Raw genomic sequence first — 15494 nt, 5'->3', positions numbered from 1 at the left:
GATAGTTAAAATAATCTACTTAAAAGATTGAAAAGGATAGTTAGTGTCCGTTCCTGAGCTCCAAGGTCAACTTGAAAAAGCCGTTGGGAAGATCCTCGGCATCAATTAGAGCGTAGTTATATTTCTTGATTACCGGAATACATGTTGTGATGAGTCCACTATCAACCACAATGGTTAGCCTTGGTTTTCCTCGTTCCCTCTCTAACAGTGAGGCCAGATCCCTTTCGTTGGTTACTATTTCTGACATGCTTTTTAGCTGTGGTTGTTGACTTATAAAGTACATGGAACTTCTCGAGAGAATCTCAGAATCTTTGAAGGTCTTTGGTGCTGATATAGCTCACATTTACACTGAGACGGCGCTCGATCCTGAGATGGGGCCCTTAGTCGCGGAGAGCTACCTTGATCCAAGGATTATAAATAGTTTGAGGGAGGCCGGCATTGAGAGGTTCTACAAGTATCAGTGGGAGTCCATGGAGTCAATATTCAACCGCGAAAATCTTGCCATCATCTCAGGCACAGGAACAGGTAAGACAGAGGCCTTCTTCGTTCCCCTACTACAACTGGCGCTCAAGGGGGAGAGATCCGTCCTTGTGTACCCTACCAAGGCCCTGGCAAGGGATCAACTGGTAAGAATGAGGTGGTTAGCCAAGAATCTCCCCGACGTTAGGATCGCGGTCCTAGATGGTGATACGCCCCAAAGGGTGAGGGAGGAGATATATGAAAATCCGCCCGAGATCTTGATCACAAACCCTGACATGATTCATTTGGGGCTTTCACTTTCCCCCAGATTTAGGTCACTCGTCAGAGGAGCGGACCATTACGTAGTGGATGAAATGCACGTGTATGACGGTGTTTTAGGCTCTCACCTACGTAGAATCTTGGATAGGATAAGGGAACTTAATCGAGAGATCCACGTTATTGGTGCCAGCGGAACTGTGGAAGCTACACCCCTGCTCCTTAATGAGCTCTTTGGTGTTGAGGGGAATGTGATTAGAGGGGTTCCGAGAAGGCGAGGGATGGCGATTCACGCCCTCGTGGCGTCCAACGGTGTAAGTAGATGGACCCTTTCGGCTTACCTAGCAGGCTTAATGGTGAAGGAGGGGTTGAAGACCTTGATCTTCGTGGACTCCCAGCAGATGGCAGAGAGACTGGCAAAGATGGCAGAAAGGTTTGGGGCCAATCTAGCGGTTCATAGGGCTGGTATCTTGGCTAACGAGAGGGTTGAAGTTGAGGAGAAACTGAGAAAGGGAGAACTTCAGGGAGTAGTAGCTACCCCTACCCTGGAACTGGGGATTGATATAGGTAGCCTGGATGTTGTGATAATGAGCGAGAATCCGCCCAGTTACCCCAAATACTTGCAGAGGGCAGGAAGAGCGGGAAGAAGGAACAAGCTAGGCCTAGTCTTCACAGTGATGGGGGATAATCCCATTGATTCCTATTTCCTTAGGAGGCCTCACGAGTTCTTCAATAGGAAACTCACTCCCATAACCTTCGATAACACCAACCTCGAGGTCCTTAAGGTCCACGCTGCAGCTTACCTTGTCGAGAAATACGCTGTGAAGAGAGATGAACTTCCAGCCCTGTGGGTGAAGGCCCTTGACGAACTGGCAAAGGAGAAGGCTGTAACAGAGAGAAACGGAGTTTACTACGCCACCCCCAGAACCACGTCCTTCGTCAGATCGAGTTCCCTTAGAAGTGCGGGTCCGGTGGTGGACATCGTTGAGAACAGGAAAATCGGCGAGAGGGAGCTCCCCGCAGCTCTATTTGACCTATACCCTGGTGCGACCTATCTGGTCTCTAAGAGAAGCTATCAAGTGAAGAGTCTAGACTTGAAGAATCTAGAGGCAAAGGTAGAGAGGACTAAAGATGAACAGGACTACTATACCAAGCCCCTCTACAAGGTGGACATGAGGGAGTTCAGGGAAGTTGAGAGCAGAAAGGTACTTGGATTGCCGGTAAAATACGGGGAGATTAAGGTCACAGTTTCAGTTGTGGGCTACGTGATCTTTGACTACTACTCAAAGAGGGAGAAGCCTAGGGCTGAGGTGGAGTACGATGACCCCATAGAGTTCACCTACGATACTAAGGGCCTAGTGATAAAGCATCCCATCCTGGAGGATTGGGATCTCCTCTCCTCAATGGAGGCATATCACGCGACTGAGCACGTTCTAATAGCAGCTGGGAGGGTCGTGGCGGGTGGTTCAATCACCGACCTATCTGGGATAAGCTATCCCTCAGGGCATGTAGTGATTTACGACTCAACCATAGGGGGTAATGGGGTCTCACGTCTCCTGTATCAGCGCCTAGAGTCAGCCTACGATATTGCTCTTGACATAGTGAGAGGTTGTGATTGCGAGGATGGATGCCCCAAGTGTATATTTGACCCGTACTGTGGAAACAACAATAAAGTTCTTTCTAGAAAGAAATCCATGAGATTAATTCAAACAGTGATGGATGGTGAAACCACTGAGTATAGTCCACCAGATGGAGAAAGCGTGAGATAGGTTAACGTTCACATGGTCACAGGGTAACTTAACAACGCGGATCGCTAATCGTGACGTCAACTTAGTTAAAGTTAAATCGTGAGCCTCACATTCGGGTTAGATCACCAGTGTGTAGCGTAACAGGAGTTCTTATCATGGACCCCAGCAAATACGCTGAAGTTAATCAGAAGTTAAAGTCAATCCTGATCAGGGCTGAGGATAGGGGTAGAGATAGTTTTGGGGTTGTCGCCGTTGAGGAAGACGGACATGTTAGGTCTGTCAAGTCGCTTGGGAGACCCTCACTTAACCAGGAGAAACTGGATGGAATAATCACCGAGAAAACTAGGGTTGTGGTGGCAAATAACAGGGCAGAGCCAACTACCGAGTTCGTTAGGTTCAAGATGGAGAGGGATATCCAGCCTTTCCTTGGGGATAGATTCATTGTGTCCCATAACGGCATTATTGCAAACGACAAGGAGATTGAGAAAAGGTATGAAATAAAGAGACTCACCACGATTGACAGTGCCATCCTCCCTCCCCTCCTTGATAAGAGGTGGGATGGTAAACTTGAAACCCTTAAGGACATCCTGAAGGAGTTGAGGGGGAGCTACGCTCTGGTCATTGCTGACATAGAGAGACCTGACAGGATATTCCTGGCACAGAACTTTAAACCCCTGTACATGGCCTACGACGTAGATTTGAACGCTGTGTTTTTCACCTCGCTTGATGACTATTTTGACGTTAAGCCCTTTGATCATGTTAACGTTAGGAAGCTGGAACCATATTCAGTGGTGGAGGTAACACTGAACAAGGAATTCAGGACACTGTCCCTTCACCCGTCACCTAGGAGGAGGGCCCTCGTTATAGCCAGCGGTGGTCTAGACTCTACCGTCGCTGCAACCAAGATGATCAGGGAAGGTTATCAGGTTACACTCCTTCACTTTAACTACCATCACAAGGCAGAGGAAAAGGAAAGGGAAGCAGTCAGGAAGATAGCCTCATACCTCAACGCAGATCTAATGGAGATAAATACGGATTTATTTTCCTTGATTGGGAATGCCACCCTACTCAAGGGAGGAGGGGAGATAGTCAAGGACAGGAAAGGAGAGGAGGGGGCTGAGTTCGCCCACGAGTGGGTTCCAGCAAGAAACGCGATCTTCTTCACGGTTGCCATGGCCATAGCTGAGGCCAAGGGTTACGACGCTATAGTTTCAGGGATAAACCTTGAGGAGGCTGGAGCTTACCCAGATAACGAAATGGAGTTCGTGAGGATGTTTCAGAGGCTTTCTCCCTATGCCGTAGGTCCAGAGAAAAGGGTAGACGTACTAATGCCCGTGGGGAATCTGGTGAAGCACGAAATAGTCAAGTTAGGGCTGGAGATAGGTGCACCACTTCATCTAACCTGGAGTTGTTACGAGGGAGGAGAGAAACATTGTGGAAAGTGCGGTCCATGTTACATGAGGAGGGTAGCGTTCGAGATAAATGGAGTCAAGGATCCTGTAGAGTACGAGTCACTTGATGATCAGGGCAGGCACTAGGAATATTGCGATCATGATGTTGATAAGTACGATCAACGACAGTATGGTGTAGAGAACGTCCTTGTTCTTGGCAAAATCTCCTATGAGAAGTGCAACTCTTATCACTGGTGTGGCTATAAGGATAATGAGACCCATGTAAATGAAGGAGAGGCCATCAAGCTTGGGTATTCCCTGGATCACCTTCTCAGGCGTCGTGGTGGAGGTGTTAACGAGGGAATGAACACTCCCAATCTGTTCCAGGGTTAGACCCTGGGCTCCTCCATGTATGAAGATGAGGGCCACCCCTGTCACCACGAAGGTTATACTTATCACCACTCCTGCAATTAACGTGTAACTTATTACGTCCTCTATCTCCATCAGAACACCCCCAACCCCCTAAGGATCATTTGTATTCCAAGGAACGCCAGTATTACCAAGAACACAGCCCTGATCCTCTTGTTCTTCAGCCTGACAAGGACCCTAGTCCCCACTAGGGAACCTATTAGAACCCCTATGGCAGTTGGGGCAGCTAGAAAGGGCTGAATGTAACCCAATGCCCAGTAAATTCCACTCCCAGTAGCAGCTGTAACTCCTATCATGAAGTTACTCGTAGTAGTTGTGACCTTCATGGGCAAATTCATGGCGTAGTCCATTCCTATTACCTTGAGCGCACCAGAACCTATCCCCAGTAATCCAGAAATGAAACCAGCGAAGAACATTACGATCAAGCCAAGCCACCACCTAACTCCCCAGTACTTGACGGTAGTGTTATTTGCAGGGTCGAAATACTCCCCGTAAAGGTTTAGGAGCTTCGTAGTCCAATCTGGTGGTTTAGGAGTTGGGAACTCACCCTTCATCTTCTTGAGCGTGGGATATATGGAGAAAAGGAGAACTATTCCAAATACAATATAAACTAGGTACTGAAGATGTAAAGAGTAAATGTAAGCCACAGTCAAGGAACCGACAATTGACCCCGCGGTAGTGGCGATCTCCAGTGAGATCCCTATTCTAACGCTAGTGATCCTCTCCTTAACATATGCCGAAGCGGAACCGCTGGACGTGGCTATTGTGGAGATCAGACTAGAACCAGTTGCGTAAATAATGGGTATTCCCAGGTAGAGAGTTAGGATCGGTACCAGGACCGTCCCTCCACCCAACCCAGTAAGTGACCCTAGAAAACCCGCTAGGATGCTGAAAAGAAGGATTGACAAAAAAGTCAGTATGACACTCATAATAATCGTGATTCATCACTATTCGTCATTTTTAAAACCAACCACCTATTCTTACGGTAACATTGCAATTTAAACTCTAAGGGGGTTAATTTTTATCTTCTTACTAGATTATAGTCATGAAAATCTGAAAGAAGAGGTCACAAAACTAAGCAAATGCTAAGATATATTTAATACCTTTCTCTCGCAATTTGTAATATGGATGGAATAACTGCAGGTTTCCTTAAGCTCAAGGAATTAGTGGGAGAAGCCAAGGCATTCAAGCTCGAGGACCAATACACGTTGGTTGGAATCAGGAAGTTGAGTTGTAGGGAGAAGTCAAAGATAGTGGATCAGGTACTGGACGAAGTTTACAAGTATGGGGATAGTTTCAATTTAACAATACTTCTCCTAGGGGAGGATGGATTAGAGAAGGTTAAGGATAGCCTTGGGGAGGACATAACTCAGGAGCTCGTAGCGAAACTGGAAAAGTCGTAAAGCCTTACACTCTTGTTAACGGCGTTATCCATCATGGCTATGCAGTAAGAGCCCATCCTCACCAATTCCTTTCCTGCCTCATTTTTAGGCGCTCCTTTTTCCAAGTTCCTGAATCCCTCCCTGATCTTTCCCATGGGTGATAGATCCTCTGTAAGAAACATGTTTACTGCTAGAATGAAGATCTCCCTTAACGTCTTGAAGTTACTGGCCATACTCTCTACTTCTTCCCTCTTAATTTCCCTCAGGAAGAACATGAGATGGGTGATGAATCTCCCCAGATCCCTCATGGCTATTGCAAATAATATTACGTCTTTAGGATATAACTGGAAATTAATCTCGTCGTCCCTCTGCACTCCGACTGCGATCATCCTTATGAGGAGCCTGTAGTCCTTGTTCAGTATGGAAATCCTGGCTAGGAGGTCCTCCCTCATCTCGTTCGTGAAGTTGCCGAGAAGAAGTTCTACGTCGTTCAGAATGTTTTCTATCTTAGTGATGAACTGCCTCATGGATTCTATGAGGTTCCCATTCAGGTTTACGTTTACCCTGAACGTGATACTATCGAATGACTCTGACTCGACCTCGAGTCCGTAACACTGTAACTGTAGTTCCCTTAGTTCCTTCTTCACTTCAAGGGGTATTACCGAGCCCGATTTTACCACTATCCTGTCAAGTCCCTGCATGTAATAAGTGACTATGAGGTACTTCGTTGTCTCAAGGTCGCCCAACTCAACGACCTTCTCAAGGTTAGGCTTCACTGGAGGCCTTATCTTGAGACCGTCATAGACCTCGTAAACCTTCAATCCGCTCTTAACATCAAGTTTCATCTTTCTTACCCAATCACTAGGAAGAGAGATGATGTAGCTTCCTCCCTTGATTTTCTGCAATCTCCTTACATTCATTATTTATAGACATGAATATTTGTTTAAAAGATTATGCATTAAATGAAAAGGGTATATATGGCTTTAGATAAATATACAGTAATATAGAACGTCATCCTATACAAAGATTCCTTCAGGATCGAGAGCTGACTTTAGCCTTAGAAACGATTGAGTGGGTTTAGGTAAGCACTCTACCTCACATCCCTTCTCCCCTAGGACCTTGAGGCCCCTTTCCCTAAGTTTATCCATGTCCTCTCCGTTGTAGACTCTAGAGTATCCTGAACCGTAATAGGAAACTATGCACTCCGCTTTTACCTCCTTCACCGACTCCCTCTCAAGGCCCCTTGTGGAGATGATGGAGTAAACCCTCTCCCCCGAGCACTCCGGGACCTCCACTTGCCTGTAATCCTTGGTAACCCTTTTCACGTAGCTAGAGTGACCCAAAAACCACGCTATCATCTGTTCATTCTCCTTCTTGTACACGGTCACACCTACGGCACCGCGGAGAATTGCATCATTTATCTGCTCAGGTTTTATCTCCGCAGGGAAAATCTCCTCTGGCAATGGGATCACCCTCACAATCACGTCCAAATACACCCCAAGTCTACCCAGAGCCCCGGACATGGCCTTCCATATCTTGTATCCAGAGGAGAACTTCGGAGTCTTGCTTCCTGTCTTGATTACCTCTCCTAACCCCGTTAGAACCCTAGCCCCTAGAAGCCAATCTCTTGGATATCCGTGAAATAGACTGAAGTGAAACGGTAAGTTGAGAGAGGCGAATCCCCCCACGCTTCCCTCATGCACAAAGGGGATCCAGAGCCCCTCTCTCCTCAGGACTTCTAGCAATTCACGAAATGGGGTCCCTGACCTTACGATCGCGTAAAGATCTCCTATGGAACTCTCTAACACTCCAGTGTACCTGAGGGTAGAGAGATAAACGTCAGCACTCACCTTTTCCCCTACGTGATTTTGTCGCGTCCCAACCACATGTGCCTTTAACCCTCTCCCCCTAACCAGGTTAACTACGTCCCTGAACTCCTCCTCGGTCGCAGGTTCAACAATGACGGAGACTCTAGAGTCTTCCATTATCTTGATCGGGGCGATCTTTTCTAGATCGTCAACCCACATTACGATTTAATAGGGATACTGAACTATTTAAGGTGATGAACCTACACGATGAGTTGGCCTCCATCGTGGGAAACAAGTGGGTAATAACTGGGCAGGAGGCTAAGCTTTACTCCTACGACGGATTTACCGCAGTGGAAGGAGACCCCTCGATGGTGGTATTACCAGGTAACGAGGAGGAGGCAATCAGAGTTGTGAGATTACTCCTTGAGAAGGGAGCGAAGTTCGTCATGAGAGGAACAGGGACCAGTCTCAGCGGAGCCACTGTTCCCTTGGATGGGGAAGTAGTGGTTGGAATGGCTAGGCTAAACAGGGTGTACTCCCAATCTGGCCTAGAGATTGAGGTAGGCCCTGGGATAGCAAATGTAATGGTAACTAAGAACGCGCCTCCACACCTGTTTTACGCTCCAGATCCATCCAGTTATACCGTATCCTCAATAGGGGGTAACATATCCCACGACTCTGGAGGAGTTCATGTGGTAAAGTACGGCCCCACGGTTAACAGTGTGTTGGGCATAAGGGTGATCCTACCCCATGGGGAGGTGGAGGACCTAGAGTATGGTCCATTTCTGTCAGCCCTACCCATATTCGTGGGCTCCGAGGGGACTCTAGGGGGGATCTTGAGAGCTAGGCTCAGGCTCTTTCCAAAGCCAGCAACCAGGAAGAGCATGTTTGCCACATTTGACAGCGTGAGAGATGCTGGGAGAGCTGTGGTCGGAATATTTAAGGCAGGAGTTATACCCTCCGCGCTGGAGATGATGGACAGGAACACCATAAGGGTAGTTGAGAGGAGCAGGTACAGGGCCAATGCTCCAGATGTGGAGGCTCTACTCCTCATAGAGCTAGATGGAAGTGAAGAGGCAGTTAACGAGCAGGAGATACTAGTGAGCCAGGTAATCAAGGATAACAACGGAGAGAGAATATACCCAGATGACGGTGGAACAAAGCTCTGGAATGCCAGGAAGGGAGCCTTCCCAGCGATGGGGGTAGTTGCCCCGGCATACCTAACCCTAGACTGTAACGTTCCCAGGGAGGCCTTACCTGATGTCCTCGCAGGTGTAGCGGAAATAGGGAGGAGAAAAGGCGTTCTAGTTGCAAACGTCTTTCATGCTGGAGACGGAAATCTTCATCCCCTCATTCCCTACTACCCGGATAAGGCAGAAAGCCTAAAGTTAGCCCTAGAAACCAGCGCAGAGATTATGAAACTTGCCCTGAGAATGGGAGGGGTACCTTCGGGGGAACACGGAATAGGGATTGAGAAATTGAAGTACATGGACATGTATTACACCGAGGAGGAACTCCAGGTTCAAAGGAGGATCAAGAGGACATTTGACCAGGATAACCTCCTGAATCCCTGTAAGCTCCTCGGAGGGTGCAAGCCCAGGAACGAGGTTACGAGGTGGATGTGGGAATGGGACTAGAGGATGCATGCGTGCATTGTGGTTTCTGCCTTGAAGCTTGTCCCACCTACGTGGTTACAAGGTCAGAGATTCACTCACCACGTGGAAGGATAACCTCAGTGAGGTTGGGAATCTCCAGTGAGGGGATAGAGACCTGCATGTTCTGCAGGAGATGCGAACTGGCCTGCCCCAGTGGTGTAGAGTATGGAAAGTTGATACATAACGTGAGGCAGGAGAACGCCGTGAAAAGGACCCTAAACCTAGTCATGGAGAAACCTCACCTCGCGTATAGACTCTTCAGGTCAAGTAAGGGATTGAACTCTCGGCTAGTCAGGAGGATTCACGAGCTCATACCCAACATGGATGAGCCTCTAGAGTACAGAGAGGAGAGTCCAGAGGTTATACTTTTCCCTGGATGTCTCATGTCAGTGGCATTTAGGAAAACGGTTAATAACGCCCTTCACTTCATTAAGTCTCGAGGATACAGGGTTGAGATCGTCAACGGGTGCTGTGGTCTGTCCCATTACAGCGAGGGAGATAAGACAAGAAGTAGTTTCCTGATTCAACAACTCAATGAGAGATTCAAGGGAAAGAGAGTAGTTTCCCTATCCTCGAACTGCAGTGCCCATATGCGGGAGATGGGCCTCGAGATTGAGGACTTCTCTGAGTTTGCCCTATCGGAGCTAAGGGATGAAAAAAGGGATCTCATCGTCACAGTTCACGATCCCTGCCACGCCAATCTCCTTGGAATAACCAAGGTTACAAGAAAGGTCGTGGAAAAACTAGGAATAAGGGTGGTGGAGATGGACGAACCATCGTTCGAATGCGGAGCAGGAGGGGGATACTTTATTCACCACCCCGAAATAGCTGACAAGGTCATGGAGGTTAAGGCTGAAAAGGTGAAAAAATCGGGGCAGAATCTCGTTCTGTCCACAAATCCAGCCTGCTCCCTCGCACTAGCCTTTAAGGGATTCAAGCCCGTGCATCTAGCTGATGTGTTGGAGGGAGTTGAGAACCTCAATCCTAGCTAGGTTGCTCTCCTCGATTGGATCTAAGCCATTTTCCTGAATCACGTGAATTACTTCCTCGCCCAAGTTTGGTTTCACATATATTCGTGGACAATCCCTAACCTCTGCTAAATCCTGTAGATCCTTACCGTTTTCCGAAACCCTTATCGAGATTCCCCAGTCGCAGTTAACGCATATCTGTCTCCTTGTGGGTCTCGGTACTACATAGAGCTGAACCTCTGGCCTAGCTATGGAACCAGAGGGGTGGAACCACTTGATGGCCTCGAGCCCCAGCCTAAGAAAACCTGCTCCTATGTTCTTACCTGCCACAGGGTAAGGAAACCTTTCTGCCAAATACATTCCGGCTATTTCGTCGGCGTCCAATTCTCTTCCCATGACGAACCTGGAAAACCATTGGGCCTCGAAATAGGCCTTCACGAATTCCCGATCCAGTTGAAGCATGTTTATACACTTTAAACAAGAGATATATATACATTATGGTAGTTTAACTTATTTTAATTATTTTAACTACCCAATTGGCCGTATTACTGCCCTTGGTCCCTTTTATAGAGTATTCAGGGAATAGTCTAGACATGATTGTGACAGTAATCAATCAAAAGGGAGGAGTAGGGAAGACAACAACCGCAGTGAATCTAGCGTATGCCCTGTCTAAGGGAAGAAACGTGGGTCTTCTTGACATGGATCCTGAGGGAGGCACTTCTTTCTCGTTTGGCATAAGGAGGGATAAGAAGGAGTTCCCCCTGGGGGGAAAAAGCGTGAATATCTTTAATATCGAGATTTTCCCTGCCCACCTAGGGCTATTGAAACTGGAACTGGGTGGAGAAGTTGAGGAAGTAGTTAAATCGATCAAATCGATTGCAGAAGGTTTTGACGTTTTAGTGATAGATACCCCGCCCAACTTAGGAACACTAGCAGTTGCCTCCATGATAGCTGCGGACAGGGTTCTTTCACCCGTGACGCCACAACCCTTGGCCATAGAGGCAGTAAGGAATCTAGACTCCAGGCTTCAGAGTCTAGAGAAAAGGGCCATAGCCTTCGCCAGCATGTCAAAGAAGCCGATGGATATAGAACTTAAGGCTGTGAAGTTTGTCCAGATTTACATCCCACCGTCAAAACTCTTCTCTGAATCCTCTAGACTCGGTGTTCCCGCCTCTAGATATGAGGAAGTAAAGCTGAAGAAACCCAAGATAGCCAAGATCTACGAAGAATTGGGAAAGGTGGCTATGAGTGAGTGAGCTAGATTTTTTACTGAAGAGAAAGAAGAAGGCTGAAGGAGTTCAGGGAGGAGAGAGTGCAGGGCAGAGGGTAGAGAGTAGAGTTCAGGGAGGAGAGAGTGCAGGGCAGAGGGTAGAGAGTAGAGTTCAGGGAGGAGAGAGTGCAGGGCAGAGGGTAGAGAGTAGAGTTCAGGGAGGAGAGAGTGCAGGGCAGAGGGTAGAGTCCATACAGATCTCTCCAGAGATTGATAACCACCAGAACATAATTACGGAGCAAACCACACAGAAGACCCAGACTTCAGTGGATCATTCAGCGGATCAGACCAGTCTTGATCAACTAATGGAGTCACTCCTAGATAAGGATCCTAAAATAGGAGTTTGGAGCTATCCGGGCTACGCGGTACTACAGTACCTGTATCATACAAAGCCTGGGTTTAGAATGAGTAAGGTAGCCAAAGACGCACTAGAATTAGGATTAAAACAGCTTTATCCAGATCTCTACTCTAAAGCCGAGTCCTTAGCTAGACAGAAGGGACTAATCAAATGAGATATTTTGAAACGATAAACCAAAGCGGATAATTTCCGCTGAATAGGTTCACTTTCCTGTTTCTCTTCAGTCTAGAACCTAGACTGGAGATACGTATTACATCCCTTGCCATTTCTCCTAGAGAATAAAACCCGTGGTCAATCACTTTCTAAACTGGAGATCGCCTAATCACGGAAATACTCCCCTCAATGAAGTCCAATACAGGTGGGTGAATGCTCTCTTCATTTCGTAAAATAATGAAGATGCCCCATAAATTGAACTTTTCTCAAAGTTCATCCTGACCAGATATCCTTTCTTTGAACTTGCGTAGACAGCACAGATTGCGCTTCCATCATATATCTTTCTGCTACCTGCCTGTGTCATGGAAATGATGTTATCCGACACAACTTTAGCCTCATAATGCGCCTTGGAGCCTGTCTTGGGCGGTGTCATTATATTATTGGCATCACCTATCACGAACACGTTATCGTAATTCTTGTACCTTAGGCTGGTTCTATCCACTGGAATGAAACCGCTTTGATCCGTCATCTCCTTGAACTCGTTACCCACAGTGACTGGAGGATCAATCAATGCCAGGTCGTACTGAACTTTCTCTCCGCTTTCAGATTCTATCACTTTCTGCTTCTCATCTACCTTGGCTATCCTGAAGCCTCTCTTAATCTCGATCCCTAGTTCCTTGGCCCTCCTTCCAAAAGCCTCTGACATGGGCCTCTGGATCTCTGGCGGATTGGAGACAGGGTTAAGCAGAGTCACCTTGGCCTTAGGGAACTTCTCCTTGAGAAGGAAGGCAAACTCAAAGGGGGCAGCAGGACACTTAATAACACCAGAATATCCCACAACTATTGAGTTTCCAGCGAACGAGTTCACCAAATCCCTGAGCTTCTTTCCCTCCTCTAGGGTATGCCAACCCATGGTTCCCTCAATTTTCTTGCTCACTACACCAGGAGACAGTACTAGGTAATCGTAGTCCAATCTCTTGTCCCCAACCATGACGTAATGATCCTCAAACACTACCTTAGTGGCTCTTCCCTTCACCCACTTAACCGGTAACAGAGAGTCTAGACTCTTCACTATGGACTCTTCCCTTTCATGTCCCAGGACATAATCCACAATACCTGGTTGATACAGATGGGTATCAGAGGGCTCAACGACAGTCACGTCAAGTCCCTTCCCGTGAAGCCTATTGGCTACCACGAGCCCGCCATTGCCTCCTCCTACAATGACTACTTTAGTCATAGTTAACATCGTTTATCTTGCAGAAAGAATATTTAAGATAATCCCTAATTATTCAATTGATTCATGTGAAGCTTGAGAGCGCAGTGATTATGGCCGGGGGTAAGGGGACCAGGCTCTCCCCCCTGAAGCCCATGATGGAAGTATGCGGGAAGCCCATGATCCAGTGGGTAGTGGAGCTGGCCCTAAGATATGCGTCACAGGTTTACATTGCAACGGTGAAGGGACATCCAGCAGAGGAGAAACTAAGGAAGATACATAGGGTGTTATATACCTCGGGCCTTGGTTACGAGAATGACGTTGTAGAGGCCGTTTCCTCGGTGAAGCTACCGGCACTTGTTCTTCCAAGCGATGTACCCTTCCTGGGTGAGGATACCATTGAAATCTTGATCAGGGAGTGCAACTCCTCCATATGTACCCTCCTAAGTCAAGGGAAATTCGTCGGTGTTAGCCTTTGGAGGGCTCTCGATTTAGAGGACTACCAGTCGATTGACTACCCCAGAAAGATCGTTAATGTGAACACGTGGAACGACCTTACGGAAATAAATAAATTATGTTAAGGAATAAATTCCTTGATATACTTGCAACGAATTCTCATAGTATCCCCAGTTAGGGGAGTAATATTCCCCATATACCTCATCCTTAGCCTTCTTCTCCTCGTTATATCCGTTAGTTACTTCAAGGACCTTCTAGTCTACGCTGGGTTTCCCCCTGGTTTAGGCTACGCGCTGGCTGTGGAGATCTCATTTCTCAGCCTAGCCCTCAGTCCAGTCAACGTGGTGGTAAAGGAATTTAAGACTCCTGCTATCGTGCCAGAATACGACGTCGTTTACATTTTTGGTTTTCCCGTATATCTACCAAAGCTGGAGAGGACTTACCTCACGACCTTATTGGCATTTAACTTAGGAGGAGCTGTCATTCCCCTACTTCTTTCTCTCACGCTCCTTTATCTTTCCCCTGGCAAATTACTCATTCTCCTGGACGTCGTTGTCATTATCGTTATATCGAAGCTGTTCTCGAGAGTTGTAAATGGAGTTGGAGTAGTAATGAATCCCCTTATAGCACCAATCTTCTCTGTCCTGGTAAGCTATATCCTGTTCTTTCACCAGCCAATCCTTGTCCCCCTCTCTGCATACGTGAGTAGTGTTATTGGAACTCTCGTGGGGGCAGACCTTTTGAACATAAGGAAGATTCTAGAGGCTAGACCTCAGGTTATTAGTGTAGGCGGTATGGGCACGTTTGATGGTATATTCATTTCTGGTTTGTTGTCGATCTTTCTAGGCCAGCTTTTGATATCACTATGAGCACATTAACACTCCAGCGTGATAAAGCATCGTTTCTTAGGATTTTACTTATTAATACGACTTATATGTTACTACTTAAAAAAGGAATTTTTATGTAAAATTTACGAAAAGTTTTTATGTAGAAAACGCCATGATAATATATGGATTTAAAATGAACAAATCGATTACTATTAATACATCACATGATCGACAGTCTCTCCTCGTTATTCTATCTGACCCAAAATTCGTGCTTCCTAAACTATTTCCGCCCATCAAGGAGGTTGAGGTCGAGAATGATTCATTCAATGCTCACGGTAGGTTTATGGCTATGTCATTTAATATGCATGGGAACGTTCTTCGTGGAACTGATTTAGTATATGCATTTTATCTTTCTGCAGGAGGAGGAAAGGGACAAGGAAAACTGACTATGAGAATCAAGGAGACAGAAATTAATTTAGAATTCGAATATGATGGTTGGATGGAGAGAATGTCTGGTATATTTTTCATGGATAGGTGGTTCTCCAGTTTCGCCCGAAGACTTGATGAGGATGTAAGAATGGAAAGAATAAAAAGAAAGATCTAATATATTTATATTGATTAAAATGATTAATTCATAGGAGATTTATCCAATTAGAGATATACAAATTCATGTGTACTACTTCAACCTCCAGATTAGAGCCTAACCAATTCTCTTCCTTTGATAAAAGATCATTAATTTCTATACTCTCCGACCCTACCTTTGTTCTTCCAAGGCTCTTCCCATCTATCAAGAGTGTAAGTAAAGGAGAGAACTCCTTTGATGGAGAAGGAAGGTTTATGACCACAAAATTCCACATGCACGGAACAGTAATCGTGAGGGACGATATTGTATACGGCTTCTATCTTTCAGCAGGAGGAAGCCAAGGGAACGGTAGGCTCATATTCACGTTTAACAATAACGAGGTCAACCTTAAGCTAGAGTATCAGGGAAAATGGAGAAACTATCGGGACTATTCTTCATAGACAGGTGGTTCTCTGATTTCGCATCGAAATTGAACGAGGAAATTAAAGCCGAGGTAAGTAAACCGAAGCTTTAGCGCA

Annotated in this window: 17 protein-coding genes and 1 pseudogene; 11 read left to right on the top strand and 7 right to left on the bottom strand. The window is 46.5% G+C overall.

Annotated elements, in window-relative coordinates; translation table 11 throughout:
* Positions 1–40 precede the first annotated feature (40 nt).
* Complete coding sequence (locus ACI49J_RS08925) at positions 41–247, bottom strand: hypothetical protein (protein ID WP_240255433.1); 207 nt, start codon at positions 245–247, stop codon at positions 41–43.
* 34 nt (positions 248–281) lie between these two features.
* On the opposite strand from ACI49J_RS08925, the gene ACI49J_RS08920 reads away from it, so the two are divergent.
* The gene (locus tag ACI49J_RS08920) at positions 282–2504 is read left to right on the top strand and encodes a DEAD/DEAH box helicase (RefSeq protein WP_240255435.1); all 2223 of its coding nucleotides are present in this window, start codon (positions 282–284) and stop codon (positions 2502–2504) included.
* A 107-nt stretch (positions 2505–2611) separates the two neighbouring features.
* Positions 2612–4021 (top strand): 7-cyano-7-deazaguanine synthase QueC, encoded by a 1410-nt coding sequence (queC, locus tag ACI49J_RS08915; RefSeq protein ID WP_240255437.1) that lies wholly within the window; start codon positions 2612–2614, stop codon positions 4019–4021.
* On the opposite strand, the gene ACI49J_RS08910 is transcribed toward queC, so the two are convergent.
* Complete coding sequence (locus ACI49J_RS08910) at positions 3995–4378, bottom strand: DUF1634 domain-containing protein (protein ID WP_240255439.1); 384 nt, start codon at positions 4376–4378, stop codon at positions 3995–3997. The two genes, queC and ACI49J_RS08910, sit on opposite strands and share 27 nt — an antisense overlap.
* Entirely contained in the window at positions 4378–5232 is an 855-nt protein-coding gene (locus ACI49J_RS08905) for a sulfite exporter TauE/SafE family protein (RefSeq protein WP_012020512.1), read from the bottom strand. The genes ACI49J_RS08910 and ACI49J_RS08905 overlap by 1 nt, the downstream gene beginning before the upstream one ends.
* Before the next feature lie 195 nt (positions 5233–5427).
* On the opposite strand from ACI49J_RS08905, the gene ACI49J_RS08900 reads away from it, so the two are divergent.
* Positions 5428–5706, top strand: a complete 279-nt coding sequence (locus tag ACI49J_RS08900) for a hypothetical protein (protein ID WP_240255441.1) — start codon at positions 5428–5430, stop codon at positions 5704–5706.
* On the opposite strand, the gene ACI49J_RS08895 is transcribed toward ACI49J_RS08900, so the two are convergent.
* A complete protein-coding gene (locus tag ACI49J_RS08895; RefSeq protein ID WP_240255444.1) occupies positions 5673–6605 on the bottom strand; it encodes an AbrB/MazE/SpoVT family DNA-binding domain-containing protein in 933 nt (310 codons plus the stop codon). The genes ACI49J_RS08900 and ACI49J_RS08895 overlap by 34 nt on opposite strands.
* Positions 6606–6701: 96 nt before the next feature.
* Complete coding sequence (locus tag ACI49J_RS08890) at positions 6702–7712, bottom strand: FAD-binding oxidoreductase (protein ID WP_240255446.1); 1011 nt, start codon at positions 7710–7712, stop codon at positions 6702–6704.
* 35 nt (positions 7713–7747) lie between these two features.
* On the opposite strand from ACI49J_RS08890, the gene ACI49J_RS08885 reads away from it, so the two are divergent.
* Both ACI49J_RS08885 and ACI49J_RS08880 read left to right on the top strand, forming a co-directional pair.
* A complete protein-coding gene (locus ACI49J_RS08885) occupies positions 7748–9130 on the top strand; it encodes an FAD-binding oxidoreductase (protein WP_240255448.1) in 1383 nt (460 codons plus the stop codon).
* The gene (locus ACI49J_RS08880; protein ID WP_318552120.1) at positions 9082–10140 is read left to right on the top strand and encodes a (Fe-S)-binding protein; all 1059 of its coding nucleotides are present in this window, start codon (positions 9082–9084) and stop codon (positions 10138–10140) included. Before ACI49J_RS08885 ends, ACI49J_RS08880 begins: the two co-directional genes overlap by 49 nt.
* Here ACI49J_RS08880 and ACI49J_RS08875 read toward each other — a convergent pair.
* The gene (locus ACI49J_RS08875) at positions 10096–10578 is read right to left on the bottom strand and encodes a hypothetical protein (protein ID WP_240255450.1); all 483 of its coding nucleotides are present in this window, start codon (positions 10576–10578) and stop codon (positions 10096–10098) included. The genes ACI49J_RS08880 and ACI49J_RS08875 overlap by 45 nt on opposite strands.
* Before the next feature lie 131 nt (positions 10579–10709).
* Here ACI49J_RS08875 and ACI49J_RS08870 point away from each other — a divergent pair, with 131 nt between their 5' ends.
* Together ACI49J_RS08870 and ACI49J_RS08865 are read left to right on the top strand one after the other, a co-directional pair.
* Entirely contained in the window at positions 10710–11372 is a 663-nt protein-coding gene (locus ACI49J_RS08870) for a ParA family protein (protein WP_240255453.1), read from the top strand.
* Positions 11365–11898, top strand: a complete 534-nt coding sequence (locus ACI49J_RS08865; protein WP_342791575.1) for a hypothetical protein — start codon at positions 11365–11367, stop codon at positions 11896–11898. Before ACI49J_RS08870 ends, ACI49J_RS08865 begins: the two co-directional genes overlap by 8 nt.
* 168 nt (positions 11899–12066) lie before the next feature.
* Here ACI49J_RS08865 and ACI49J_RS08860 read toward each other — a convergent pair whose 3' ends face one another.
* Positions 12067–13134 carry an NAD(P)/FAD-dependent oxidoreductase gene (locus tag ACI49J_RS08860; protein ID WP_240255457.1) on the bottom strand — a complete coding sequence of 356 codons (1068 nt, stop codon included), beginning with the start codon at positions 13132–13134 and terminating at the stop codon, positions 12067–12069.
* A 65-nt stretch (positions 13135–13199) separates the two neighbouring features.
* Here ACI49J_RS08860 and ACI49J_RS08855 point away from each other — a divergent pair, with 65 nt between their 5' ends.
* From ACI49J_RS08855 to ACI49J_RS08840, 4 genes and pseudogenes are all read left to right on the top strand, one after another.
* Positions 13200–13691, top strand: coding sequence for an NTP transferase domain-containing protein (locus ACI49J_RS08855; RefSeq protein ID WP_240255460.1), 492 nt, complete (start codon positions 13200–13202; stop codon positions 13689–13691).
* Between the two features lie 12 nt (positions 13692–13703).
* Entirely contained in the window at positions 13704–14435 is a 732-nt protein-coding gene (locus tag ACI49J_RS08850) for a DUF1614 domain-containing protein (protein WP_342780685.1), read from the top strand.
* Positions 14436–14565: 130 nt separating this feature from the next.
* Positions 14566–14997, top strand: coding sequence for a DUF3211 domain-containing protein (locus ACI49J_RS08845; RefSeq protein ID WP_240255464.1), 432 nt, complete (start codon positions 14566–14568; stop codon positions 14995–14997).
* Between the two features lie 65 nt (positions 14998–15062).
* Positions 15063–15490, top strand: a pseudogene (locus ACI49J_RS08840) (DUF3211 domain-containing protein).
* Positions 15491–15494 lie beyond the last annotated feature (4 nt).

Source organism: Metallosphaera sp. D4-4 (assembly GCF_046245145.1).
GTDB classification, from domain to species: Archaea; Thermoproteota; Thermoprotei_A; order Sulfolobales; family Sulfolobaceae; genus Metallosphaera; species Metallosphaera sedula.
Note: the sequence above shows the minus strand (reverse complement) of the source record. Positions and strands in the feature narration are given on the sequence as shown.

Excerpts from the sequence above, each read along its gene's own strand:
- ACI49J_RS08890 (WP_240255446.1), bottom strand. The coding sequence starts at position 7,712 with ATGTGGGTTGACGATCTAGAAAAGATCGCCCCGATCAAGATAATGGAA.
- ACI49J_RS08875 (WP_240255450.1), bottom strand. The coding sequence starts at position 10,578 with ATGCTTCAACTGGATCGGGAATTCGTGAAGGCCTATTTCGAGGCCCAA.
- ACI49J_RS08870 (WP_240255453.1), top strand. The coding sequence starts at position 10,710 with ATGATTGTGACAGTAATCAATCAAAAGGGAGGAGTAGGGAAGACAACA.
- ACI49J_RS08905 (WP_012020512.1), bottom strand. The coding sequence starts at position 5,232 with ATGAGTGTCATACTGACTTTTTTGTCAATCCTTCTTTTCAGCATCCTA.
- ACI49J_RS08895 (WP_240255444.1), bottom strand. The coding sequence starts at position 6,605 with ATGAATGTAAGGAGATTGCAGAAAATCAAGGGAGGAAGCTACATCATC.
- ACI49J_RS08885 (WP_240255448.1), top strand. The coding sequence starts at position 7,748 with ATGAACCTACACGATGAGTTGGCCTCCATCGTGGGAAACAAGTGGGTA.
- ACI49J_RS08900 (WP_240255441.1), top strand. The coding sequence starts at position 5,428 with ATGGATGGAATAACTGCAGGTTTCCTTAAGCTCAAGGAATTAGTGGGA.
- ACI49J_RS08910 (WP_240255439.1), bottom strand. The coding sequence starts at position 4,378 with ATGGAGATAGAGGACGTAATAAGTTACACGTTAATTGCAGGAGTGGTG.
- ACI49J_RS08920 (WP_240255435.1), top strand. The coding sequence starts at position 282 with ATGGAACTTCTCGAGAGAATCTCAGAATCTTTGAAGGTCTTTGGTGCT.
- ACI49J_RS08860 (WP_240255457.1), bottom strand. The coding sequence starts at position 13,134 with ATGACTAAAGTAGTCATTGTAGGAGGAGGCAATGGCGGGCTCGTGGTA.
- ACI49J_RS08925 (WP_240255433.1), bottom strand. The coding sequence starts at position 247 with ATGTCAGAAATAGTAACCAACGAAAGGGATCTGGCCTCACTGTTAGAG.
- ACI49J_RS08845 (WP_240255464.1), top strand. The coding sequence starts at position 14,566 with ATGATAATATATGGATTTAAAATGAACAAATCGATTACTATTAATACA.